The sequence below is a fragment of the Marinomonas sp. PE14-40 genome (assembly GCF_051623805.1).
Lineage (GTDB): Bacteria > Pseudomonadota > Gammaproteobacteria > Pseudomonadales > Marinomonadaceae > Marinomonas.
Genome location: NZ_CP130700.1, coordinates 1,030,864 through 1,053,973, shown reverse-complemented (window position 1 = coordinate 1,053,973; position 23,110 = coordinate 1,030,864). Strand labels below are relative to the sequence as shown.

Below are 23,110 nucleotides of genomic sequence, written 5' to 3'. Positions count from 1 at the left end.
TAAGGAAAAAGTAAGGTGATAGAACATTCAATACAATTACTTAAAGTACTGAGCAGAGGACAATCTAGGTTTATTCGCGTGGCTCTAGTTACTTTGCCTTTAGTACTAACCTTTGTATTTTATAGCTTTTTTATTACTCAGAACTTGGTCGATGCTTTTGAAAAGCACATGCATAAAAGTTACTTTGGTGTATTTGGTGATTTACAGTTGCTATCTAGCCCTGCCTTGTTAAACGCTGTTTATAATGCGCCAGAGCTTGCTAGTTTAAATCGATCTTATCGGGTTTCAACTCAGTCTGTCTTGTTGTTTGAGTCTCAAACGAAGGACGTGCTAAAAGGTGTTAACATACTTGCTTATGAAACAAATTATCTGATTAATAAGTTTAATTCTGAAAATGTGGTTGAGAGCTATCAAGCAGGTAAAATTATTTTAAGCACTGTTGTGTTTAATCAGCTTAATGCAGGGGAGCATATGGTTAAGGCTATTTTTAATCCTTTAACCAAACAGACTGCTCGTTTTAATCAACAGATGAGATTAGATTTTGGCTTTTTAGGTAGCCAGCCAATTATCGTGATGAGCTTGGCTGATTTGCAAAAACTTTATACTAAAAAATCCCCAACGTTATTATCTGGTCACTTAAATCGTAGTTCAGACACGATCACATCAAAAAAAAGCATTGATAAAAATACTACCCAGGCGCTTAGCTATAACCAAATTGAGTTTAATGGGTTGAGTGCTACAGACATTGATGTAGTAAAGCGGGTTGCAAATCGAATATTAAAACTGGGTGTAGCTACTGATTATCAATTAATTAATCAAAAAACACTCACTCAAGAATCGCGCCGTGTTTTCTCTAGAGTTAATGCCTTTAAATCGGCTTTTTTCTTTGTCCTTATTTCAATTAGCTTCGCTATCTATTTTCTTGCGCTTAGGGTCTTGTTGAATACCAAAAAAGAGGCATTAAATATTTTACAATGCTTGGGTGTCTCAAATCACAGTATTGTAATGACTCTTATTTTTGTGATCGCTGTCGTAACTTTTGTATGCTTACTTTTAGCTCAGCAATTAGCCTTACTATCAACTGCTTTTTTTATCCAATTTATAGGTATTAATCTTTAAAATTCCCTAGCTATGAATCAGGGCTTGTTTGGGGTTTCTAGGGTAGAATTTTTCTTCAGCACATTCATTTAGAGTAAATTCGCGGGTATTTTTATAAGGTATTTTCATAAAACCAGAAACACCTAAGCCTTTAATTTGTGGTATGGCTTCGACGATACGAGATAGAGCTTGTGCAAACGCTTGTTCGTGCTCAGGCTCTAATAAGACGTAATAACTATGAACTTTAAGGTGGGTTGGTAACGCTTCAAAAATAATAAGACCTGTGTGTCTTATTGTATTTAAGAAAGCAATTTCTCGCATAATAGACTCTGGCAAGTTAAGCAGTTCATCTGGGTCTTGGCCATCTTCAAAATAAGAGTGGTTTCGACTTTGATCTTCACTAAAGGGGGTGTGAGTCACATCAAATGGAATTTGCATTTTGTTATCAGGAACAAATGCTGCATCTTCATTAACTCGGTTAATGTGCTGCGTATTTTTGGCGTTAAACATGCAACACTTGAATACGCCATCACGATGGATTGTACGAGCAAGAGCGACAATGTTATTAACCGCGGTGACAAAAGGGAGTCTTAAGGCGTTATCCTTTAAGTGTAAGCTAGAATCGATGTAAAGGTGCTCTTCATCCCACCTAAGAGCTAAGCCGCCAACAACAGGGTATTTACCTAGGCGACTAATGGCGCCTAAAAAAGCACGCTCAGTATGTCCCATGCCATGCATGAAATTCTTGTAGTATTTTTCAAGCTCAACATCATCGACTTCAGCTAGCAGGTAGTGATCGATATTACCTTCTTTTAAAAAACTTTTACGAGAGCTATAAACAACGGTTTCCATATCCGTTGCTTCATTGAAACTCCAAATTGGAATGAGTGGCTTTTCATCCTCTTGTGGCAATTCCGGCATGACTAATCGCTTCATGTTATCGATTTGTCGGAATAAATAATTTCCAGCTGTTTGCCTTTGTTTACTATCACCGGCTAATAACGTCTGTAAACATACCGCGAACTCTTTAGGTAAACCAAGTGATGTGACCGGGATGGCATCATAACCGTAACGACAACTCTGACCAGACGCTAGCGCATACAAAGTGCCTGCAGCACCTTGCTCATCAAACCTTGGAGAGCTTAGTCCACCGTTTAATTGCTCTTCACCAATAAAATACACATCACCTAATTTTGCATTAGTTTGCTGTAAGTCTTCACTTAAAAAGCTGAATTGCTGGTGGCCAATAGCTTGGCCCGTAGCATCAGTTTGGGCAAATACACTTGACCCCCAATCAATGAGTTTTATTGTCTCACTGGTTTCGTCAAATACTATATTGGACGGTTTGATATCGCCATGGACTATGGGAGTGTCCATATCATCTTGAGTAGCAAGGCGGAGTTTTTTGAGGATATCAATTAATTGTGCTGCAATTTTGACGATCAACCTTGGAGATAAGCGTCCATGTAAGACGGAATAAGCTTCAAGGTCCATACCTGGCGCTCTTTCCATCATAAGTACAGATTGTCTTGATATTTTAGTGTATTCGCTCACAGCGGGTATAAGAGGGTGCATGACTTGAGATTGCATCCATGCTTCATCTTCTAATCTGTCTTGAATGTGCTGTGGTAGGTTTATTCTCGAAAACTTGAATACATAGTTGGAACCGTCAGTAGCTTGTCCCCCAAAAACAAAACCGTACGCCCCTTTTCCAATAAATTCTATACCCGTAAAACCAAGCAATTTTAACTGATCAATACATAATTGGACCCAGTCTTTTATTTTTTGAGCATCTTCATGACTCATCAAATAAATTGATTGTTCTTCGTTAATATAAAACTGTTGTAACAAGGGGCGTGTCATTGGGTAATGCTTGTCCTAAGTTTGCTTAGCGTAAGTGAGAAAGCATGGTTACTGGGTTTTCAAGATAGGCTTTCCAATGGTTGCAGAAGCGAGCCATGGTTGCGCCGTCAATTACTCTGTGATCTCCAGACCAACTGATTTGCATTATCTTACGAGCTTCAACTTCGCCTTTATCATTAAACCTTGGTAGCGTTTGAATCTTACCTAAGGCAACAATTGCAACTTCTGGCTTACTGATAATGGGGGTCGCAACTGTGCCGCCAATAACGCCGATGTTTGAAATGGTAATTGTGCCACCTTTCATTTCATTGTTTTTAAGCTTACCTTGGCGAGCCATATCGGCAAGTCGATTCACTTCTTGGCAAACTTCAAAGAGTGAATGTGATTGAACATTTTTCACATTGGGTACTAATAGGCCTAATGGTGTATCAGCAGCCATACCTATGTTCACTTCGTTTAAGTAAGTGATTTCTGTGCAAGATTCATTAACACGACTATTAAGCTCTGGGAAATGAGGTAAGCTAAGAGCTAACGCCTTCATTAAAAATGGCATCATGCTAAGTTTGGCGCCTTGTTCAGCAAAGCTTGCTTTAAGCTCCTGTCGAAGTGCATCAAGCTTAGTGACATCGATTTCTTCAGCATAAGTAAAATGTGGAATCGTACTTACAGATTCCATCATTTGCTTAGCCATAACTGCTTTAACGCCTTTAATCGCTTCGGTTCTATTTGCTTTATTGTCAGGGACTAAAGATAAGGTTTGTTGGCTATCTAATTGTGCGCTTTGTGGTGAGCCGTTAAATAGGTCTTGCTTCATAACTCGGCCATTTTTACCAGAGCCAATCACTTGGCTTAATTCAATATTATTTTCTCGTGCTAAACGTCTCACTGCTGGGCTTGCAATCGCTTTACCTGTGTTAGCAAGCGCATTAGTCTGAGACTCTGACTGTGTGATTGCTTGAGGCTCTGAAATATTGATATCTGAGTTGGCGACCATAGCAGGGCTTTCAATCGCTTCTTCACTGCTTGGTGTTGATGCTGACTCGTCATCGGCAACCTCTATTTCAAACAAAGGTTGGTGTACTTTCGCTATCTCACCTTTGGCATAATAAAGTTTGCTAATGGTACCTGTGTACATAGACGTAATTTCAACTAACGCTTTATCTGTCATCACATCTGCAACAGACTGATCTTCTTTTACAGCCATACCTTCACTGATGTGCCAGTCTACAAGCTCACACTCAACAATACCTTCACCGATATCCGGTAGAATAAAATCAATTTTCATTATGGGTCTCCTGATAACGGGTTAGTAGGTTAGACTGGCTTTAATAGCTTCATAGGTCTTAAGGTGATCCGGCATATATTCTTTTTCTAATGCCAATGGGAATGGTGTATCAAGACCTGCCACTCTCACTATTGGGCTTTCTAAATATAAAAAGCATTCTTCTTGAATTGCTGCGGCAATCTCAGCCCCAAAACCACTTGTTTTTGGCGCTTCATGATTGATGATTAATCGACCTGTTTTTTTGACGGATGCAGCGACTAAATCGCGATCCCAAGGAAGAAGGGTTCGTAAGTCGATAATTTCGCAAGAAATGCCATCTTTTTCAGCCATTTCAGCGGCTTTTTCGATAGCTTCCATTTGCGCTCCCCAAGCAAGAAGAGTGATATCTGTACCTTCTTTTACTATTTCACCTTTACCAAGTGGAATTTCATAATCATGATCAGGCACTTCACCCGTTGAGGCGCGGTAGAGCTTTTTAGGTTCAAAAAATATAACGGGATTGTCATCACGAATTGAGGCTAGCAATAAGCCTTTCGCTTGCTCAGGGTTACGAGGAACAACAACCTTCAAGCCTGGCGTATGAGTAAAGTAGGCTTCAGGTGATTGTGAGTGATAAAGTCCGCCATTTATACCGCCACCGTATGGGGTGCGAATAGTAAGACTACCGACATTAAATTCATTACCGGAGCGGTATCTAAATTTGGCTGCTTCATTCACAATTTGATCAAATGCAGGGAATATATAATCAGCAAATTGTATTTCGGCAATCGCTGTCATACCTTGTGAAGCAACGCCGTTGGCAAAACCTATGATACCTTGCTCTGTTAAAGGAGTATTAAAGCAGCGGTGTTTACCATGCTTCTCTTGTAACTGGCTGGTCGCTCTAAATACGCCTCCAAAATGGCCGACATCTTCACCAAAGCAAAGTGTTTTTTCATTGCTTGTCATCGCAATGTCTAAAGCGTTATTAATTGCCTGCAATAAATTCATTTTACTCATCGTCGAATCTCCAAGATGTGGTTTTATATGCATCCGGGTACTTTCGGATATGTTGCTCTAGAGCCTTGTGCTGTTCTTCTAAGTGCCAAGGTAAGCTGTCATATACATCTGTGAATAATTCTTTTAACGCAGGGGCAGGTACTTTTTCCCCTTTTTTCATTGCTTGTACAACGCTGGTTCTATGGACTTCTTTACGGGCTGTCTCTTGCTCTTCATCCCACCAGCCTTGAAGTATTAACCAATGCTTGAATCGTGAAACAGGGCACTTAGAGCGCCATGTGTCTTCTTCGGATTTGTTACGATACCCGCTTGGATCGTCAGAACTTGAGTGAGCACCTAAGCGGTAGGTCATAGCTTCAATCAAAACCGGTTGATGTTGCTCAACAGCGAGTTTACGTGCTTCTTGAGTGGCTTTTAAAACTGCTAGCACGTCGTTGCCGTCTACTCGGATAGTTTTAAGACCAAGAGCCACACCTCTTGGGGCAATGCCATCACCAGCGAACTGTTCATGAGCAGGTGTTGAGATAGCATAGCCATTGTTACGACAGAAAAAGATTGACGGCGTTTTCAATACTCCAGCCATATTTAATGCGGCATGAAAATCACCTTCAGATGCTGCGCCATCACCAAAATAACAAATGACACAATTTGCTTTATCTTGGGCTTTAAGGGCGTAAGCATAACCAGTAGCTTGAGGTAACTGAGTCGCGAGAGGAGACGAGACTGTCATGTAATGAAGTTTGTTAGAACCGTAATGAATAGGCATTTGGCGTCCTTTGCCATAATCCTTTTCATTAGAGAAGATTTGGTTCATGAATTCGTCTGGCTCAAAACCACGAAAAGCGAGAGCGCCTTGCTCACGATACTGGGCCATGATCATGTCATCATCTTTAAGCGCTGCAGCACTACCTATGTCGGCTGCTTCTTCGCCTGTTTCTGTCATATAAAAGCTAATACGACCCTGGCGCTGAGAGGCTAACATGCGTTCATCTAAAGCACGTATAAAAAGAAAGGTATCGTAAATTTTAAGTGCTAATGTCTGGTCAATTTCAGGCATAGCAGCATCAGGATAGAGGGTTCCATCATCTTGAAGTATACGTAAGGTGGGTATATTCAAGGATGAGTTTTCTGAAAATTCAGGGCAATGCACGATCTGCGCATCTGTCTTGCGTTTATCACTCATAGTTGACCTTCTTGTTTTTATTGTATGACTAACGATTGTGTCGGTAGCATGGGTAAAACTTTTGGGATCACCAAAAACTTACCCCGTGACTTTAATACCGAAACACTAGCCGTGTAAAGATCATACTGAAGAAGATTATGTAAAAGAGTGTTGCAGTATTATCAGTTTTAAATATAGACCCTTAAGGCGCAACTGATTAAGCTTTCTAAACTTTTTTCATAGAAATTTCGTTTTACTATCTGAAAATAGGGCGTTTCTGTGAAAAAGAAGTAATTTAAAGGAAGGTAATTATATAATTACGACTGAGTATGTTTTTTTTAATCAGTCTATTTATGATGATAAATAAACGTAATTCAGTCGTGATTATTAAACTTATTCTGCAAGTGCGTGATCAAGGCCTGTAAAAATGACAGGTTTTCCTTTGTCGGTGATTGAAGCTGCAATGACTTTTGCCTTTAGCATAACCCTTTTGTCACTGACTCTGATGATTTCTTGATGGAACTCGAACTTGAATTTTGATTGGCGTTTGGCGTGAGTGGTAACGATAAACTCATCGCTACTGATAAGCGGCTTTTTAAAATCAAGCTCAGCTCTCATGACGACTAAGTGAATGCCGTTTTTAGTGATTTCAGCGAAATCGACATTATGGGCAAGTAAAAACTTATGTCGAGCATGTTCAATATAATTTTGATATACCGAGTTGTTTACTATGCCTTGCATGTCACATTCATAATCTCTCACTTCAAAATTGATTGAGTGTAGTTCAGGCATAAAACATCCTTGGTTTAAATCGTATTTTTACAATATAGGTTGGGGGAGGGTTAGTGAGAGACAGTGCTGTTCCTGCCCATTTTTTTCGCTTCAAGTAGATACTTTTTCGCTCTTTCCATTAATTGGTCTGAGTTTTCTTCGCCAATTGTGGTTGCAACACCAATGGAAACTGTGAAGCGACACAGTACTTTTTTAGTTTCTTTATGTCTTAGTATTTGGCCTTCAATGTTGTTTCTGAGCGTTTCAGCGTATTGGCTACTAAAGCCCATACTGGCTTCGTTCATCAAAATCGCAAAGGTGCCGCCATAGAGTCTTGCAATTAGAGCGTTATCCAGTTTTTTACTTTTAAGATAATTTGCCAAGAAACGAATGAGTTGATTCCCGACTTGTTTTCCATGATCTTTATTAATTTTATCTAAATGATCAATATCTAAAATAAAGAGGGATAGGTCATCTTCCGCCGCTGGTAACCAAGAAAAGAGGTGCCTTTCTAATCCTTTCTGGTTTGAAAGTTTGGTTATTGGATCAAGTTCTACTTCACTCTTGGCTTCTGCTAGTGCTTGTTTGAGCTCTGCCATTTCATTTTGCGCTTCTTCGAGCTTAGCTAAGAACTTTTCTGACTCCAATGAGGCTTTTTCAGTCCCTTTTTCAAGGTAGGAAACTACCTTTTCAAGTTGTTTATTACCTGAGCTAGATTTCAGAACTTTTTTACTATTGCTTAACACCAAGTTTAGGTCCTTGATGCTATTTTCCATTTGTTTTGAACTGGAGCCAACCGTATTAATGATTTTTTCAATTTGATTTTTTTTATCGTCATCAAACTTTTTATCATCGTCAGCAACGAATTCGTGGAAAAATTCCTTTGCTAAGAAGTGAGGAATATTGCCCAGCTTACGAATGGTCTGATCAACAATGGTATTTAATTGAGAATCGCGGTTAGAAACATAGTGATACCAGACACCATAATTATAAGGTGTAGGAGGAATGTTTAGTTTCACCATCAAGGGTACAGCTTTCCGCAGCAAACGTGACGCTTGTATTGGATTGTCTTGATGCATTTAAGCGTTTCCTCTTAGGTATACATTGTCGAATTTCCGTCCTGATGAAATCGAAAAATTAAAACGGTTATAGTGTAGTGCTATTCATAAATAGCTGATGTCGCGTTTTTTGAATCTGATCTGAAATAAATCACGACTAGTTTATCGACTAAAGCTGTCAAAGCTTTAGTAGTTTTAAGTAAAATTAGAGTATGGTTTAGTAAAACTTATCCACCAGACTTTTTGGCCTGTATGTTCTTCTTTTCTAAGGCTAAAATTAGTTTATCTCTATGATCACCTTGAATTTCAATCTGGTTATTTTTAACCGAACCACCTGTTCTACATAGGTTTTTAAGCTCTTTTGCGAGGTTTTTAAGGTCTTTTTCGGTTAAAGCTAAGCCTGTTATGACTGAAACGCCTTTCCCTTTTCTTCCTTTTGTATCAAGTGTAATTCTAACTTTACCATCACCTAGCAAAGCATTTTCATCTTTACAATTACACACATTTTGATGTTGGTTACATTCAGGACACATTTGAGATTGATCTGTGGAGTATACGAGGTTGCGCTTTTTCATCTTTTTCTTAATCTAATAATCGTGCTTAGCATTATAACATCCTCGTTCGATGAGTCATGAAAGATTAAATTTATTTTGGGATTAATTCGAAAACTTGACTTAGTCTGCCTAAACTGAAAATGACAGGAGTCAAAGTATGGGCGATGAGCACAATCTGCTATCTTGTGCTTTAAGTACTGAGTGAAGGGATTCCTTATATTTTTGAGCCAAAACTATGAAGTCTCTTTTTTATACAAGAACTGCAAATATTCAAGATGTATTGAACATCTTAGCGTTTGAGCAAGAGAATAAAGCATGGTTTTTAAATTACCTGCCAAAATCCTACCTAGATAAACTCAATCAAACCTTCATACGAAAGCAGGTTGAGAATCAAATTAACCATAAATACTACTTGGTATATTCTAATTCGGGTGACTTAATTGGGCGCTTCAATCTCTATTTCTTAGAAGAACATAGGCGAGTAGTGGAGGTTGTTTATCGTATGGACCAAGCTTGGACTGAGCAAGGAATTGCTAGCTATATTCTCAAAAGACTTGTCGCTTATTGGGCGTCCTCAGGTATTGAAGAAATATATGCCACAACACTGAAGTCGAATGAGGCCAGTAACAAGCTTTTATTAAATACAGGCTTTAAAGCAACCATGCGTCCGTCAAAACCTATTTTGGTAGAAGGGGAGAAGCAAGAGACCACAGAATATCTATGGTCGATAGAAAGCTAATGTTAAGGCGGGTATGTCTGCGTTAGACGATATTATGGTTAGTTAAATATTGAATAAAGTGACTAAAGCTTTCGGGTATAGGTGCCATACAGTTGACTGTTTCTAAACTGACAGGGTGTGTGAAGATCAGAGTGCTGGCATGTAACATCAACCTTTGAGGTTGATCTAATTGTCTAAATAGCTTGTTATGATGGCGGCAACCATAACGTGTATCGCCAATAAGGGGGTACCTTAAATGTTTAAAGTGCCTTCGAATTTGGTGCTTACGACCTTGTTCGGTTTTCACTTCAAGTAGGGCGCAACGTGTTGTGCTGTATTTGCTAACAGAATGGTTTAAGGTAAAGCTACTCAGGCATTTGAAGCGTGTGATCGCCTCTTTTTCTGTACCTTCAATTTTAAAGCGAGATTGCCCCTTATTTTCATTTAATTTTGCCAAAGGGTAATCAATGGTTCCTGTCTCATCCGGATGACCTCTGACCACACAAAGATAGCTTTTATTCACCTTTGCTTGGCTAAACTGTTCTGAGAGGTGGCGTGCTGTTTCAGCGCAAAAGGTCAGTACAAGCGCACCAGATGTTCCTCTATCTAATCTGTGAACGGGATAAACCCATTTACCGAGTTGACTATTTAATCTTTGTACAACGGCATCTGTTTCTTGGCTAGCAAGTTGTGTTCGATGAACAAGTAGACCTGAAGGCTTGTTGATTACAACGAGATGTTCATCTTGGTATAGGATATCTAAAAGCATGTTCAAATATATTTATCAAATTAAAGACCCATTGGATTAATAATGAGTCTTTTAAAATTGTAAGAGGTGTAAACAGTATTTATTAAAGTTTACAGGTTAGATAACCTAGTAAGTTAGGGAATTTAGCCTATAAAGTCGAATAATTGCTGCATACTTGTATTGGCTAGTGTTTGCATTGAGTCCTGACTTGCCCAAGCAACGTGTGGCGTAAGTATGAAGTTTGCTTCTTTACTTAGTGCTTGTAATAAGTGAGATGACGGCATGGGTTCAATGCTAGCAACATCAAATCCTGCACCTGCTATTTCTTTGGTGCGAATTGCATTGGCTAATGCGGTCTCATCAACTAATCCACCTCTACCTGTATTGATAAGTACGCAATTGGCTTTCATGTTACTAAATGCGGCTTCATCTATCATATGCCTATTATCCTCTGTAAGAGGGCAGTGGAAGCTGATAACATCTGCAATTTCAATGGCAGTATCAAATGCGATATAGCCATCTCTTACTTCGCGTGCATGCTTTCTTTCACTAAAAAAAGTTTTCATGCCAAACGCTTCAGCAATTTTTGCAACTTGGTTACCTAGTGCTCCCTTACCGAAAATGACTAAATTTGAACCTGCTAGATCGGTAATTGGAAAGTCATGAAAACAAAAATGCTCTGATTTCGCCCAATCCCCATTCCTCGTTGCTTGACTATATGCAATAAGGTTACGTTTAAGTGCAAGAAGTAGGCTAAATGTATGCTCAGGTACGCTATTAATTGAATAGCCAGTAACATTCTTAACTAAGATGTTATTTTGTTGGCAGTATTCAAGGTCAACATTATTTGTACCTGTCGCTGTGACAAGAATGAGTTTAACGCTAGTGGCTTGCGCTAATACTTCAGCGGTTAATTGAACTTTATTAGAAAGCACAATATCAAAGCCTTTAATGCGTTCTAGTACCTGATTTTTTTCGGTGCTTGGATACTCTGATATGCTTTCTAAACTTGTTGGATAGTTAAATTTGATGCTTTCGGGGAAGCTTCCTCGGTCCAAAAAAACAGCTTTCATAGTATTTCCTTATTTTAATTCAAGAAGTGGCAAGACTTTAGGCATAATGTTTTCTAATACGAAGGTTTGGCCTTGAGCATTTGGGTGAAGACCATCATTAAGCATAAGGTCTTGATTTAGTGCAACATTATCCAACATAAAGGGAACAAGTGAAACGTCTTCTTGTTGGGCAATATCCTGATACAGTTGGAAAAAAGCAGTTGAGTAACGACGACCGTAGTTAGGTGGAATTTGATTACCAATTAATAACACTTTTGCACCGGCAAGTTTACTTGCTTTAATCATCTTAACAAGATTGTTTTTTGTTGTTTTTAAGGGGTAACCGCGTAGCGCATCATTGGCACCTAATTCAAGGATAACCAGTTGTGGGTGTTCTTGAAGTAATGAGGCTAACCTTGCAGCGCCACCTTGAGTTGTTTCACCACTGATGCTTGCGTTTATTATATTAATGCTTTTACCCTGTTGGCTAACTTCTTGTTCTAACAGGTGTACCCAACCACTTTCAACAGGTAATTGGTAGGCAGCACTGAGGCTATCTCCAAGTACTAAAACGGTTGATGCTTGAGTGTAGGGTAAGAAGAAAGACACGAATGTTAAAAGAAAAATTTGTAACAGTTTAAACATCATAATCGCCAATAATTGAAGAGTAAGTTTTATTTATGAATGATCCACAAGCAATAGCCATCAGAACCGATAATCTAATTCATAGTGTTGTAACCAGTGCTGGTGAACTTGCCATATTGAAAGGTATTGATATGGAAATCAAGGAAGGCGAGTCTGTTGCAATTGTTGGTGCTTCTGGGTCAGGTAAATCGACTTTGCTTGGTTTGATTGCTGGATTAGATGTGTGCTCAGGCGGTGAAGCTTATATTTATGATAAGGCGTTATCTCAACTGGATGAAGAGCAAAGAGCGCAATTGAGAGGTCAATATGTCGGTTTTGTTTTTCAGTCCTTTCATTTGTTACCCAGTTTAACGGCTCTTGAGAATGTGATGCTACCAGCAGAACTAAGTGGCGATAAGGAGGCAAAAGAAAAGGCGCTTGGTTTTCTAGAGCAAGTAGGTCTATCGCACCGTTTAAATCATTATCCTAGACAGCTTTCTGGTGGAGAGCAACAACGCGTCGCTATCGCTAGGGCGTTTGCTTCTGCTCCTAAAATACTTTTTGCAGATGAGCCAACGGGTAACTTAGATGCTGAAACAGGCAAAGTAATCAGTGATCTGATTTTTGACCTCAATGAATCTCTGGGAACGACTTTGGTTATGGTTACGCATGACGCCACTCTTGCAAAACGTTGTCAGCGCCAATTGTCTATGAGCGCAGGCCGCTTAAGTGAGGCGTCATGAATTTAGCCATAAGGTTATTATTAAGAGAACTAAGAAATGGCGATGTATTAACGCTGGCACTTGCTCTGGTCTTATCTGTTGCAACAGTGACAGGGATTAGTTTATTTATCGATAGATTACAAAGTTCTTTTGAGCTTCAATCAGCAACTTTGCTTGCTGCTGATAGGGTGGTGCGTAGCCCAGACGTTTTACCTGTCCAGTGGGAAGAAGAAGCAAAGTCTAAAGGTTTAGAGGTCGCTAATAGAGCTTGGTTCTCAACCATGGTGTTTACTGAGTCTGGTTTACAACTATCCCAAGTAAGTGCTGTCACAGAGGCCTATCCTTTAAGAGGTGAGTATCTCATTGATGATACCTTGTTCGGGACAGGAGGTGCGACAGATAAAGGCCCTAATCAAGGTGAGGTTTGGGTGTCATCACGATTAGCTAGCTTAATTGATGTTGAAATTGGTCAGAGTATTCAAATAGGCGAGGCTGATTTTTTAATAACGTCATACTTAGTGAGAGATCCAGGTTCAACGGCGAGCGCGTTTGCAATTGCTCCAAGGGCTGTTATCAATTGGCAAGATTTGGATAAAACTGAAGTCATTCAGCCAGGGAGTCGAGTTCGTTATGCTTTGCTGATGGCTGGTGTTGAAAGTCAGTTGGATGCAATGGAAGAGTGGATTACGCCAAAATTAAGTGACAGTCAAGAATGGCGCAGGCCAAGAGCGGGTGGTAGAGGGATTGGTGCAACTATCGATAGAGCAGAGTCTTTCTTGTTACTTGCAGGTACCTTAGCTGTAGTCATGGCGGGTGTAGCAATGGCGTTGGCGTCAAACCGCTATGTTAAAAGGCACTTGGCACAGGTTGCTGTGATGAAAACCTTGGGCGCAACACCAAAAAAAGTAGCCTCAATTTTAATTTGGCAACTGATTTGTATTTTAGTTTTGGGTTCTATTATAGGGCTTCTTTTAGGCTGGAGTGTTCAGGCATTTATTGCACTCTCTCTAGAAACGTTACTGTCCACAGCTTTACCTGAACCTGGTTTTGAGAAAATGTGGTTAGGTGTTGTAACGGGTTTAACTTCGTTGGTTGCTTTTTGCTTACCTCTAATGGTGAGACTACTGGGAGTATCTCCTTTAAGCGTATTACAACCTATGGGGCGAATTGAGGGTAAAACAGCTCTGCTATATGCCTGTGGTTTTGTTGGTATGTTTACTTTGATGGTAATTTACACTCAGGGGGTTTTGCTGCCAAGCTTAATGGTATTAAGTATTTTGTTAGTATCTGCTTTGGTTGGCGTAATAGGGTTTGTTCTATTCAAATTAGGAAGAAAGTTAACAACAGGTGCAACCAGTGGTTGGCAGATAGGTTTGGCTGCTCTTCATAGACGGCTGCAATCTAATTTATTCCAGCTGTTAATTTTTACTCTCATTATTATGTTAGTACTTATTTTAACGGGTGTAAGAAGCAATTTAATTTCAGACTGGCAATCACAGTTACCTGAAGGTGCGGCAAATCATTATTTATTTAACATTCAACAGCAAGATGTCGAGCCGTTACAGTCAATGATGTCAGATCTTGATATCGAAGAGTCTGATTGGTATCCCATGGTGCTTGGTCGAGTGACTAAAGTAAATCAAGAAAAAGTCACTGACCTCTTTAGCAATAAAGAAGAACGGCCTGAAATGTTCTCTAGAGAGCTAAATCTAACCTGGACAGATACACTTGGTGAAGACAACACGATACAAGAAGGTTTATTCAACCCTCTAAAAGATGGCTTCTCTATAGAGTCAACAGCAGCGGAAGAGGCTGGTGTAAAGCTTGGTGATGAAATTACTCTTTTCATCGGTGGGCGTGAATACAGTCAAAAAATAACATCAATACGTAAAGTTGATTGGGGGTCAATGAGGCCAAATTTTTATCTTATTTTACCTAAGACCATTTTGTCCGATTTTCCTGCGAACTATATAACCAGTGTTCATGTTGCTGATGTGAATAAACAGGCGTTTTATAAGGGGATGGCCAACTACCCAACTGTTTCTTTATTGAATGTGGGTGATTTAATCGGGCAAATTCAATTGATTATTGCGCAAGTTTCTCAAGCTATTCAGTTGTTATTGGGCTTTATTGTTGCTTCAGGTGCTTTAGTACTAGTAGCAAGCATTAGGGCGAGTTTAGATGAAAGGTTAGAAGAGGGAGCCTTATTACGCACCTTAGGTGCAAGTAAGAGTTTAATTCGTCAGGCAATGTTAATAGAGTTTGGCTTTTTAGGCATATTTGCTGGCATTATTGCAGCAATGGCTGCTGAAGCGTGCTTGTTTGGATTACAAGTGTATTTATTCGAATTAAATGCAAGTATTCATCCAATTCTATGGGGATTAGGGCCGTTACTTGGTTTTACCATTGTGACAAGTATTGGTTTGTTTGCAGGCAGAACTGTGCTAAAAGTGGCGCCTATGAGAATGTTACAAGCCTTATAAGCCATGCCTGAGTTAACAGAAATTAGTGGTTACATCTTAACTCGCCAGAGTAAGGATGTAGCCAATAAAATAGAAACCGCATTTTGGGTTAAAACGGATGCGGTTTGTTTGAAAGTCATTCCTGAAAAGCAGCAATGCATTTTCTTTGTTTCCGCTCTTGCTTTGCCCTTATTGGAAGGGCTTCCTTGTATCAATATGATACAGCAATCATATTTATCTTTTTCAGAAGAACCTCTTTACCTTATTTCTTGTGAAAGCTTACAAGTTCAATCTCAGGTTATCCTTTTGCTCGAGAAAAATAAACTTGCTTACTACGAACATGATGTAAGGCCTGAAGATAGATATATCATGGAGCGAGGTATTAAGGGGCGAGTTAAAATGCTTGGATGTTTGTCTGATGATAAAAAGACATTAAGCCAAGCGCGACTATTACCTGGAGTATACGAACCAAATTGGCTTATTTGGTCGCTAGATATTGAAACGTCCGTCTCACGCAATTGCATACTCTCAATTGCGATTGTCTGTGAGGAATATGAAGTCTGTTTTATTCTGTCAGACCAGCATTTTGAGGATGAAAGAGTCTTTTCTTGTAGTGACGAAAAATCCTTGTTGCTTGAGTTTATGCGGTTTCAGAAACATTACTCTCCCGATATTATTATTGGTTGGAACCTTGTTGGGTTCGATTTAAATTTCATTGATCAAAGATGTCTTTATTATGGTTTAAAGCCAGGCTTTGGGGTTGATGGCCTGAACTGGAATATGAGAGGTAAAGAAGGCTCTTCGAGGCGCTTTATTCGTATTCCTGGAAGGGCTGTACTTGATGGGATTGATCTCCTAAAGGTGGCGGGTTATCACTTTGATTCATACAGTCTTGAAAATGTCAGTCGTGAGATTTTAGATGACGGTAAATTGATTCATGGTAGTCAGCGTTGGCAAGAAATAGAAAGGTTGCATCAAGAGGATCAGGCGAGTTTTATTGAGTATAATTTGCAAGATTGTCGTTTAGTTTTGGGGATTTTTAAAAAACTTAATTTAATTGAGCTACAGCAAACACGAGTTGATCTCACTGGTATTCCATTCTCACAAACCGGTGGTTCGGTTCAGGCATTTGAAAATCAATATCTACCTTTGCTGCACCAGCAAGGTCGAGCGGCTCCTAATTACTCAAAAGATCCCTTTATTGCGAGTCCTGGTGGCTTTGTTATGTCATCCGTACCTGGGTTATATAAAAATGTATTGGTATTTGATTTTAAGAGTCTGTACCCCAGTATTATTCGTACTTTTTTGGTAGATCCTTTGGCGAGGGTTAAACAATCAGATCAAAGGGTGGAGGGGTTTCTTGGTGCAAGTTATTCGAAAGATGCCCCTATATTGCCTAACTTAATCAGTGAGTTGGCGGCAGCGCGGGAGGAGGCAAAAGCAACGGGTAATGATATTTTAAGTTATGCCATTAAAATTATAATGAATTCGTTTTATGGGGTATTAGGCTCAAATCTATGTCGTTTTTATCACCCCGAACTTGCTAGCTCTATCACTATGCGAGGGCATGAGATTCTAAATCAAACAAGAAAATGGTTTGAACAGGATGGGGCCAAAGTCATATACGGAGATACGGATTCGTTATTTGTTACTTTTGATGATGTGAATTTAACCTCTAATGAGGTTAGGTACAAAGGTGATGTCTTATGCGAAAACATAAATAAGATGTGGGTCTCACTATGTCGTGATAATTACCAAATTGACTGTCATTTAGAACTTGAATTTGAAAGAATCTATCAACGTTTTTTTATGCCGACGATTAGGGGGCAGGTTGAAGGTAGTAAGAAACGCTATGCAGGTCTTGCTAACGATGAGCTTATATTTAAAGGGCTGGAGGCGGTCAGAAGTGATTGGACGCCATTTGCTCGTTATTTTCAGAAAGCCTTATTTAAGCGAATTTTCAATGATGAATCCCCCATATCTTTTGTTAAGCAAGTCGTAGAAGAACTTTATCAGGGTAAATATGATAATCAGCTTGTATATCAAAAGCGTCTTTCAAGGCCACTAAGTGAATATACAAAAGTAACACCGCCTCATGTTAGAGCCGCAAAAATTGCAGATCAAAGGCGCATACAGTTAGGGGTAAAACCTGAATTTTCTTTGGGTCGACAAAGTATCCAATATTTTTATTCAGTTCAGGGTGTACAACCCTTTATAGAAGAGAATGATTTGGAAAATATTGATTATGATCATTACTTAGAAAAGCAGGTCGAACCTATTGCTGATAGTGTTTTATCTTTATTTGGTACCACTTTAGCGAGTTTGACAACGCCCCAACTGGGTTTGTTATGATTGATGTAAAACGTTTATATTCTATTTAGTTATGCAAGATATGAGAGCGTTATTTGCCATAAATTTGATAAAAAGATTGATTAACGCTTCAAAACTGAGATAGATTGCATTGAAGGTAATAACTTGGTGACAAAGGAATGACATTTGCTAACGTACGAGTAGCGTTATTGGCGTTTTCTCTATTTGCTGTTTTAGTTTTGGTCTGGGCGGTGAATGAGCAAAGAATTAGTAAATCAAATATCGAGTATGCTTCAAATTATCAAGTGTACATCTCACAAAATGAAGCCTTATCTTTTCATGATATTTTAAATTTGCCTCAAACTAGTTGGCAAAACCTATCGCAAAAATCTAATTCCCTTTCTTTTGGTTATTCAACCGCATCTCACTGGATTAAGTTACCTCTTATAAAACAGATAAAAAAAGGTCAGTTTTTAGTTGTTAACTATTCATTGCTTGACGAAATTGATTTTTTTCAAGTGATGAAAGAAGGTGAGGTGCTAAAAATAGAAACGGGTGACGCCCGTCCTTTTGACAATAGACTAGTTAAAGTGTCGAACTTTGCATTTCCAATTGATATGCAATCGCAAGGCTCAATCATATATATCAGAGTAAAGAGTAGCGGCACCTTGAAGGTGCCGCTTTATTTTGAACAATATGAAGATTTAATTCAGGCTGAGGCAGCAGAGAATCTTTATTCTGGCGCTTTTGCTGGGTATATGGGCTTAATGATTTTAATGAGCCTTATCATTGTCGCTATTAGTGGTGATAAAAATTATTTGCTTTATGGTGTGTATGTATTAGCCAGTTTAGGGCTCACGCTTAATTTGCATGGTTTACTGTTTCGTTGGCTTTGGCCTGGGTCACCTGAGTGGAATCAAGTCTCCACCAATTTATTCTCTTATACTCTGATATATTTTCAATTGGTGTTTGTGTGTCGCTATATCAGACTTGAAAATAGCAGAATTAAAGTACTATCCGATGTGCTTAAAATGCTGGCCATGATTGGATTGCTGATTTCACTTGTACCACAATGGTACATGCCTTTAAGTAAAATAAGCGGAATCTTTATTTTATTTACTAATCTTTTCTGCTTGTTCTTAGCGGTTGATTTTTGCAATAAAAACAAAAGTCGACTTAGAGGAGAGCTTTACTTTGCAATGGCTTGGTTTGTTATGGCCGTTGGTGTAAGTGTTGTTGTGCTTGGTGTTTTTGGTGTACTGCCATCAACCCCTATTGTTAATAACGCAAATATGATTGCTTCTGTGTTGGAAGTTTTCTTTCTAACGACAGCCATGGTGTGTCGCTTTGAAAGCGAAAGGCAAGCCCGTATTGAGGCGACTTTGCAAAGCCATAAAGAAGCAGAGCAAAGAGTGCATATTGAAAAGCATATGCTGTTTCAAGCAACCCATGATTCTGTATCTCATTTGCCTAAGAAAGATGTGTTATTAGCGAACTGGCCTAAGTTGAGTGCTGAAGTTCCTTCTGATCATAGTGCAAGTGCCGTGTTGATTCATTTTGAAGGCTATTATGGTCAAGTGTTGTCTTTTGGCCAGCAAGTTGCAGAAGCTATGGTGCATGAATTGCACGATAGGGTGAGGCGACTATTAGGGAGTAAATCTCAATACCTGAAACTTGATTATCAATGGAGTCAAGATAGGGCAGTTGTATTGGACTCATTAGATTTATGTCTAATTTTAATTAGCCCAAAAGAGTATGACATTAGTGATGAGCTGAATTGGTTGCATAATAGTCTAAGTGGTCCATTTAATTATGAGAATATGTTTTTAGATATTGAATTAACCATCGGTGTCAGTAAACTGCATGACGCTGAAAAGGTAGACCGTGTAATAAGGCGTGCGCAAGTTGCTTCTAAAGAAGCATCACAAAGGCGTTTAAAAGTGTTACATTACCATAACAAATTAGGCCAAGACCCTGAATTAACAGGGATTATAATGTCTAAATTGAAAATGGCATTAGATCAGAATCAATTGCAGCTCGCATTTCAGCCTCAGGTAAATACCCATAATGGGAGTTTATTTGGTGTAGAGGCCTTGGTTCGTTGGAAGGATGACGAATATGGATGGATTCCCCCTGATGTATTTGTGCCTATTGCTGAACAGTGTCGACTAATTACTCCTTTGACTGCGTTTGTAGTAAAAGAGTCTTGTGCTTTTTATCAAAGGTTTTATCAAGAAACTGGTCAGGAGATTGCGATATCAATAAATTTATCTGCTAGAAACCTATCCGATGAATTTTTGATACAAGAAGTCTCAAGTATTATTGAGAAATATCGTGTTCCACCAAGGTTAGTTACTTTTGAGGTGACAGAAACTGCTATCATTGGTGATATAGAAAAAAGTCGTAATGCCCTTGAGGATCTTTTGGACTTGGGGGTTAAAATGGCGCTGGATGACTTTGGAACGGGTTATTCATCTTTAGTATATCTTAAAGAGTTGCCTTTTACTGAATTGAAAATTGACAAAGGATTTTTAGTTAAGGATGACAAGGCACAACACAATGCGAGTCTCGTCGAAGCAGCGGTAATGCTAGGTAAGGCTTTGAATATGGAAGTGATAGCAGAAGGTGTTGAAAGTCTCGAAATGGCTGAACAGCTTGCAGGTTATGGCTGCCAACTTTGCCAAGGTTTTTATTTTGCAAAACCTATGTCAGAGACAGACTTTGGATTGTGGTACAAAGGATATGACAATAAACGGAATATTATTGGAACAAAACATGAAATCACCTATGAAACGTGAACTAACACTAGATAGATTACGCATGTCTGCGCAAACTATGATCTTACAATCCAACTGGAACGAAGTGGGGGTTCAGGACATTGCTAAACTGGCAAATGTTAGTATTGGCACTTTCTACAACTATTTTGACAGTAAAGATGCTGCGCTTGATGATCTTAAAAAAGTATTGAGTGATGTTTTATATCACGATCTTGATGCTTTATTAAAAGTTGAAATGGATCCAGTTTCGCAATTAACTTTGCTTATTAAATACTTTTTTGAACTGGCAAATTCAAAAGCTGTGTGGGCTCAGTATATTTTAGGTGGTACTGAGTTCTCTGATCGTCTTGAGCCTGGTGTTGATCAGCTTTTATCGCCAATTTTGCAAGCGGGTAAAGCTAAAGGCCTTTTCTCTATTGAGGTTGATGAGGTTGTTGTGGATTTCGTTGAAAAAGGCATGTTTGGCTTGTTAAGGCAAGCATTAGAGAATCAGGATAGAGGCCAAGAAATTGCGGTAAGCTGTGCTGAGCTCGTATTAAGGCTTGTAGGTGTACCTCCTACTATTTCGAAAGATGCAGCTAAAAAAGTGTGCCCTTGTACGCCACTTTACACTTTACCTGTGTCTGTATTATCACTTAATCAAACTAAAAATGACTATGCATAAAGCGTTACCAGACGTTGTTTTATACGGAACTTTAGGGTGTCATCTTTGTGATGACGCTCTTGCCTTAGGGAGAGCCACTCTTCCTAAGGGGGTTTCAATAAAACAAATAGATATTGTTGAAGACGAAAGTTTAATAAATGCTATGGCAACTCGTATTCCTGTTATGAAAATGGGGAGTTATGAGTTAAATTGGCCGTTTGAAGCGAGTGATATTCAGGAAGTCTGGCGTCAACACTCTCCCAAAAGACGTTATTTGCTCTGATTTGATTAGTTCAAGCAAAATAATCTTTCTGTATTTGAGCGACTCATTCTAATTAATTCCTTTTCTTGGATATTAAGGATAAGTGCGATTTGTTCTGCTATATGAGGCAAAAACTTAGGGTGATTTTTCTTTGGCCTTGGTCTTAACGTTCTTGGCAATAAATAAGGCGCATCAGTTTCGATCAAAATTCTATCTTGAGGGATATATTTGATTGCTTCTTGTAGGTCTTGTCCTCTTCTTTCATCACAAACCCAGCCTGTTACACCAATATAGAGCCCTAAGTCTAGATAGCGCTTTAATGTGTTTTTATCTGCTGTAAAGCAATGCAGAACCCCATTAATCTCATGATCGAAGTGTGTATTCAAGATGCTAATTAATGTGTCTTCAGCATCTCTTTCGTGTAGGTATAAAGGTAAATTAACTTCTTGGGCTAGGTTAATTTGTTCATTAAAGGCTCTTATTTGATTTTCTTGGCTTGAGTAATTGCGATTGAAGTCTAGCCCTGTTTCACCTATTGCAACGGCTTTGGCGCAGGTTTTAAAAAGAGCTAGAAGTTGCCCCTTAGACTCATGAGTCCAAGAATCTGCGTGATGAGGGTGGCAACCCAGAGTAGTGTGAATGCCTTTAAGCTTTTGTATAAGACTTGATAGTTGTTCGCTTTCTTCTATGTTAGATGCTATTGCGATGATATTGCTAACACCAGCCTCTTGCCAATCAAGTATGTTTTGCTCAACGTTAGTGAGTAATGATGGGTGGGTTAGGTTGACGCCTATATCAATCATTAAAATTGTAACTCTTTTGCTTGTTTTATACTTTCTATGTAAAGCGTTTTCATTTGCGCTTGGTCTAGGCCTGCTTGCGATAGGGCTTCTAGCGGAAGGCTGTCCCATTGGCCCCTTTCGTACTGCTGTACAATTTTCAATATGTTACCTAAAGGCCCTTTGAACTGAGTTAATGCAACAGAAAGGTTTTTATCTAGAGGAATGTCATTTAAGAGTTGCTCTATGCTCTCACCGAAAAAGGAAGGAAGGTAAGAGAAAAGCCCAACGATAAATGCATGAGCCTCGTTAGGGTAAAGTTTTTTAGCCACCAGCTGGCAAAACATTGCTCTAGTTAGTGCCATTTGACATAAGCAGTCAGGTTTACCATCGATAGCATTAAAAACAGCCATGCTAAACCACTTCATCACATCCCTGAGTCCAATAACTTCAAGTGCTCTTTGTACGCTTGAAACCTGGAAGTTCTGATAGCTTGGTGCCCGTTTCGTTAGTTTCATGATTTTATAAGCGAGCGTTGCATCTTTTTCAATAATGGCGGCTAGATCGGTAATGTTGCTATTGCTTTCATTTACTTTCGCGAGGAACTCGATTACAAGTGCTTTATACAAGTGTGTTTTTTTGCCTTGAATATCTTCTTTTGCAGTATGGAAGTTACCTGAAAAGAGAGTTATCTTAGGAATCTGCTGAGCGGCGTCATTATGCTGGCTTAAATTGATTTGGTTTGCGAGCAAGCAGACGTCTTTATAGAAAGGGTCATCTAGAAGTTTGATAGTGTTGCGTAAACCCATTTCCTTAAGGTTAAATTTTACATAGCTAATGTAAGGCATGATACCAAGAGGGACAGAGTCTGGAGTCGCATTGATTAAACCGAGTTTGTAGCCATCTTCATGTAATAATGCGATATGTTCGATTAGACTGTCTGGAAAGGGTGACGGCGCACTGAAAAAAAGTACATAATTATCTAAGGAAAATGCGGGCGGCTTTAATAACACATCAATGCTAATGTCAATGAATGCTTTCGTGTTATTAGTTACAATATCAAGATCAAGGTCCGTGATTAAAGCGTGTAAAAGGTTGTTACTACTTTCTAAATCAGAAAGTTTATTGTCTGGGTAAAGGATTGAATAGGCTTCAATATGTCCTTTTCTATTTAAAATGGCTTGTCGTGCAAGCAGCACGGATTGTTCTTGCATGAAAATGTC

Annotated in this window: 20 protein-coding genes; 8 read left to right on the top strand and 12 right to left on the bottom strand. The window is 39.1% G+C overall.

The genetic code is table 11. From position 1 onward, the window contains the following. Nucleotides 1-15: 15 nt before the first annotated feature. Nucleotides 16-1,119 carry a hypothetical protein gene (locus tag Q0A08_RS04815; RefSeq protein ID WP_438465288.1) on the top strand — a complete coding sequence of 368 codons (1,104 nt, stop codon included), beginning with the start codon at nt 16-18 and terminating at the stop codon, nt 1,117-1,119. Nucleotides 1,120-1,125: 6 nt separating this feature from the next. Here the strand turns inward: Q0A08_RS04815 and Q0A08_RS04810 are convergent, their stop codons facing one another. The 7 genes from Q0A08_RS04810 to Q0A08_RS04780 form a co-directional block, all read right to left on the bottom strand. Next, nucleotides 1,126-2,961, bottom strand: coding sequence for a protein kinase domain-containing protein (locus tag Q0A08_RS04810; RefSeq protein WP_438465287.1), 1,836 nt, complete (start codon nt 2,959-2,961; stop codon nt 1,126-1,128). 25 nt (nt 2,962-2,986) lie between these two features. Further along, complete coding sequence (locus tag Q0A08_RS04805) at nt 2,987-4,246, bottom strand: 2-oxo acid dehydrogenase subunit E2 (protein ID WP_438465285.1); 1,260 nt, start codon at nt 4,244-4,246, stop codon at nt 2,987-2,989. A gap of 21 nt (nt 4,247-4,267) precedes the next feature. Further along, nucleotides 4,268-5,245, bottom strand: coding sequence for an alpha-ketoacid dehydrogenase subunit beta (locus Q0A08_RS04800; RefSeq protein WP_438465284.1), 978 nt, complete (start codon nt 5,243-5,245; stop codon nt 4,268-4,270). After that, nucleotides 5,238-6,428 carry a thiamine pyrophosphate-dependent dehydrogenase E1 component subunit alpha gene (locus Q0A08_RS04795; protein ID WP_438465283.1) on the bottom strand — a complete coding sequence of 397 codons (1,191 nt, stop codon included), beginning with the start codon at nt 6,426-6,428 and terminating at the stop codon, nt 5,238-5,240. The genes Q0A08_RS04800 and Q0A08_RS04795 overlap by 8 nt, the downstream gene beginning before the upstream one ends. A gap of 372 nt (nt 6,429-6,800) precedes the next feature. Next, the gene (locus Q0A08_RS04790) at nt 6,801-7,199 is read right to left on the bottom strand and encodes an acyl-CoA thioesterase (RefSeq protein WP_438465282.1); all 399 of its coding nucleotides are present in this window, start codon (nt 7,197-7,199) and stop codon (nt 6,801-6,803) included. A 50-nt stretch (nt 7,200-7,249) separates the two neighbouring features. Beyond that, the gene (locus tag Q0A08_RS04785) at nt 7,250-8,257 is read right to left on the bottom strand and encodes a diguanylate cyclase domain-containing protein (protein WP_438465280.1); all 1,008 of its coding nucleotides are present in this window, start codon (nt 8,255-8,257) and stop codon (nt 7,250-7,252) included. A gap of 206 nt (nt 8,258-8,463) precedes the next feature. Continuing rightward, nucleotides 8,464-8,811 carry a translation initiation factor gene (locus Q0A08_RS04780; protein ID WP_438465279.1) on the bottom strand — a complete coding sequence of 116 codons (348 nt, stop codon included), beginning with the start codon at nt 8,809-8,811 and terminating at the stop codon, nt 8,464-8,466. A gap of 214 nt (nt 8,812-9,025) precedes the next feature. Here Q0A08_RS04780 and Q0A08_RS04775 point away from each other — a divergent pair, with 214 nt between their 5' ends. After that, the gene (locus tag Q0A08_RS04775) at nt 9,026-9,529 is read left to right on the top strand and encodes a GNAT family N-acetyltransferase (RefSeq protein ID WP_438465278.1); all 504 of its coding nucleotides are present in this window, start codon (nt 9,026-9,028) and stop codon (nt 9,527-9,529) included. A 22-nt stretch (nt 9,530-9,551) separates the two neighbouring features. Here Q0A08_RS04775 and Q0A08_RS04770 read toward each other — a convergent pair whose 3' ends face one another. The 3 genes from Q0A08_RS04770 to Q0A08_RS04760 all read right to left on the bottom strand — a co-directional run bounded on the left by Q0A08_RS04770 (nt 9,552) and on the right by Q0A08_RS04760 (nt 11,953). After that, a complete protein-coding gene (locus Q0A08_RS04770) occupies nt 9,552-10,277 on the bottom strand; it encodes a pseudouridine synthase (protein WP_438467606.1) in 726 nt (241 codons plus the stop codon). A gap of 122 nt (nt 10,278-10,399) precedes the next feature. Then, nucleotides 10,400-11,329, bottom strand: coding sequence for a D-2-hydroxyacid dehydrogenase (locus Q0A08_RS04765; RefSeq protein WP_438465277.1), 930 nt, complete (start codon nt 11,327-11,329; stop codon nt 10,400-10,402). Between the two features lie 9 nt (nt 11,330-11,338). Then, nucleotides 11,339-11,953, bottom strand: a complete 615-nt coding sequence (locus tag Q0A08_RS04760) for an arylesterase (protein ID WP_438465275.1) — start codon at nt 11,951-11,953, stop codon at nt 11,339-11,341. Nucleotides 11,954-11,988: 35 nt separating this feature from the next. On the opposite strand from Q0A08_RS04760, the gene Q0A08_RS04755 reads away from it, so the two are divergent. The 6 genes from Q0A08_RS04755 to Q0A08_RS04730 all read left to right on the top strand — a co-directional run bounded on the left by Q0A08_RS04755 (nt 11,989) and on the right by Q0A08_RS04730 (nt 21,129). Next, a complete protein-coding gene (locus Q0A08_RS04755) occupies nt 11,989-12,675 on the top strand; it encodes an ABC transporter ATP-binding protein (protein WP_438465274.1) in 687 nt (228 codons plus the stop codon). Beyond that, nucleotides 12,672-15,137, top strand: coding sequence for an ABC transporter permease (locus Q0A08_RS04750; protein WP_438465272.1), 2,466 nt, complete (start codon nt 12,672-12,674; stop codon nt 15,135-15,137). Before Q0A08_RS04755 ends, Q0A08_RS04750 begins: the two co-directional genes overlap by 4 nt. A 3-nt stretch (nt 15,138-15,140) precedes the next feature. Next, complete coding sequence (locus Q0A08_RS04745) at nt 15,141-17,468, top strand: DNA polymerase II (protein ID WP_438465270.1); 2,328 nt, start codon at nt 15,141-15,143, stop codon at nt 17,466-17,468. A gap of 137 nt (nt 17,469-17,605) precedes the next feature. Further along, nucleotides 17,606-20,224, top strand: a complete 2,619-nt coding sequence (locus tag Q0A08_RS04740; RefSeq protein ID WP_438465269.1) for an EAL domain-containing protein — start codon at nt 17,606-17,608, stop codon at nt 20,222-20,224. Further along, nucleotides 20,202-20,867, top strand: a complete 666-nt coding sequence (locus Q0A08_RS04735) for a TetR/AcrR family transcriptional regulator (RefSeq protein WP_063337042.1) — start codon at nt 20,202-20,204, stop codon at nt 20,865-20,867. The genes Q0A08_RS04740 and Q0A08_RS04735 overlap by 23 nt, the downstream gene beginning before the upstream one ends. Next, nucleotides 20,860-21,129: a glutaredoxin family protein gene (locus Q0A08_RS04730; RefSeq protein WP_438465267.1), complete on the top strand. Its 270-nt coding sequence runs from the start codon at nt 20,860-20,862 to the stop codon at nt 21,127-21,129. Before Q0A08_RS04735 ends, Q0A08_RS04730 begins: the two co-directional genes overlap by 8 nt. Before the next feature lie 5 nt (nt 21,130-21,134). Here the strand turns inward: Q0A08_RS04730 and Q0A08_RS04725 are convergent, their stop codons facing one another. Both Q0A08_RS04725 and Q0A08_RS04720 read right to left on the bottom strand, forming a co-directional pair. Then, nucleotides 21,135-21,911 carry a TatD family hydrolase gene (locus Q0A08_RS04725; protein WP_438465266.1) on the bottom strand — a complete coding sequence of 259 codons (777 nt, stop codon included), beginning with the start codon at nt 21,909-21,911 and terminating at the stop codon, nt 21,135-21,137. Continuing rightward, complete coding sequence (locus tag Q0A08_RS04720; RefSeq protein WP_438465264.1) at nt 21,911-23,101, bottom strand: EAL and HDOD domain-containing protein; 1,191 nt, start codon at nt 23,099-23,101, stop codon at nt 21,911-21,913. Before Q0A08_RS04720 ends, Q0A08_RS04725 begins: the two co-directional genes overlap by 1 nt. Nucleotides 23,102-23,110: the final 9 nt, after the last annotated feature.

Bases quoted from the DNA above. Each gene is read 5' to 3' on its own strand.
- Q0A08_RS04810 (WP_438465287.1), bottom strand. From the start codon at position 2,961: ATGACACGCCCCTTGTTACAACAGTTTTATATTAACGAAGAACAATCA.
- Q0A08_RS04805 (WP_438465285.1), bottom strand. From the start codon at position 4,246: ATGAAAATTGATTTTATTCTACCGGATATCGGTGAAGGTATTGTTGAG.
- Q0A08_RS04800 (WP_438465284.1), bottom strand. From the start codon at position 5,245: ATGAGTAAAATGAATTTATTGCAGGCAATTAATAACGCTTTAGACATT.
- Q0A08_RS04795 (WP_438465283.1), bottom strand. From the start codon at position 6,428: ATGAGTGATAAACGCAAGACAGATGCGCAGATCGTGCATTGCCCTGAA.
- Q0A08_RS04790 (WP_438465282.1), bottom strand. From the start codon at position 7,199: ATGCCTGAACTACACTCAATCAATTTTGAAGTGAGAGATTATGAATGT.
- Q0A08_RS04785 (WP_438465280.1), bottom strand. From the start codon at position 8,257: ATGCATCAAGACAATCCAATACAAGCGTCACGTTTGCTGCGGAAAGCT.
- Q0A08_RS04780 (WP_438465279.1), bottom strand. From the start codon at position 8,811: ATGAAAAAGCGCAACCTCGTATACTCCACAGATCAATCTCAAATGTGT.
- Q0A08_RS04775 (WP_438465278.1), top strand. From the start codon at position 9,026: ATGAAGTCTCTTTTTTATACAAGAACTGCAAATATTCAAGATGTATTG.
- Q0A08_RS04770 (WP_438467606.1), bottom strand. From the start codon at position 10,277: ATGCTTTTAGATATCCTATACCAAGATGAACATCTCGTTGTAATCAAC.
- Q0A08_RS04765 (WP_438465277.1), bottom strand. From the start codon at position 11,329: ATGAAAGCTGTTTTTTTGGACCGAGGAAGCTTCCCCGAAAGCATCAAA.
- Q0A08_RS04760 (WP_438465275.1), bottom strand. From the start codon at position 11,953: ATGTTTAAACTGTTACAAATTTTTCTTTTAACATTCGTGTCTTTCTTC.
- Q0A08_RS04755 (WP_438465274.1), top strand. From the start codon at position 11,989: ATGAATGATCCACAAGCAATAGCCATCAGAACCGATAATCTAATTCAT.
- Q0A08_RS04750 (WP_438465272.1), top strand. From the start codon at position 12,672: ATGAATTTAGCCATAAGGTTATTATTAAGAGAACTAAGAAATGGCGAT.
- Q0A08_RS04745 (WP_438465270.1), top strand. From the start codon at position 15,141: ATGCCTGAGTTAACAGAAATTAGTGGTTACATCTTAACTCGCCAGAGT.
- Q0A08_RS04740 (WP_438465269.1), top strand. From the start codon at position 17,606: ATGACATTTGCTAACGTACGAGTAGCGTTATTGGCGTTTTCTCTATTT.
- Q0A08_RS04735 (WP_063337042.1), top strand. From the start codon at position 20,202: ATGAAATCACCTATGAAACGTGAACTAACACTAGATAGATTACGCATG.
- Q0A08_RS04730 (WP_438465267.1), top strand. From the start codon at position 20,860: ATGCATAAAGCGTTACCAGACGTTGTTTTATACGGAACTTTAGGGTGT.
- Q0A08_RS04725 (WP_438465266.1), bottom strand. From the start codon at position 21,911: ATGATTGATATAGGCGTCAACCTAACCCACCCATCATTACTCACTAAC.
- Q0A08_RS04720 (WP_438465264.1), bottom strand. From the start codon at position 23,101: ATGCAAGAACAATCCGTGCTGCTTGCACGACAAGCCATTTTAAATAGA.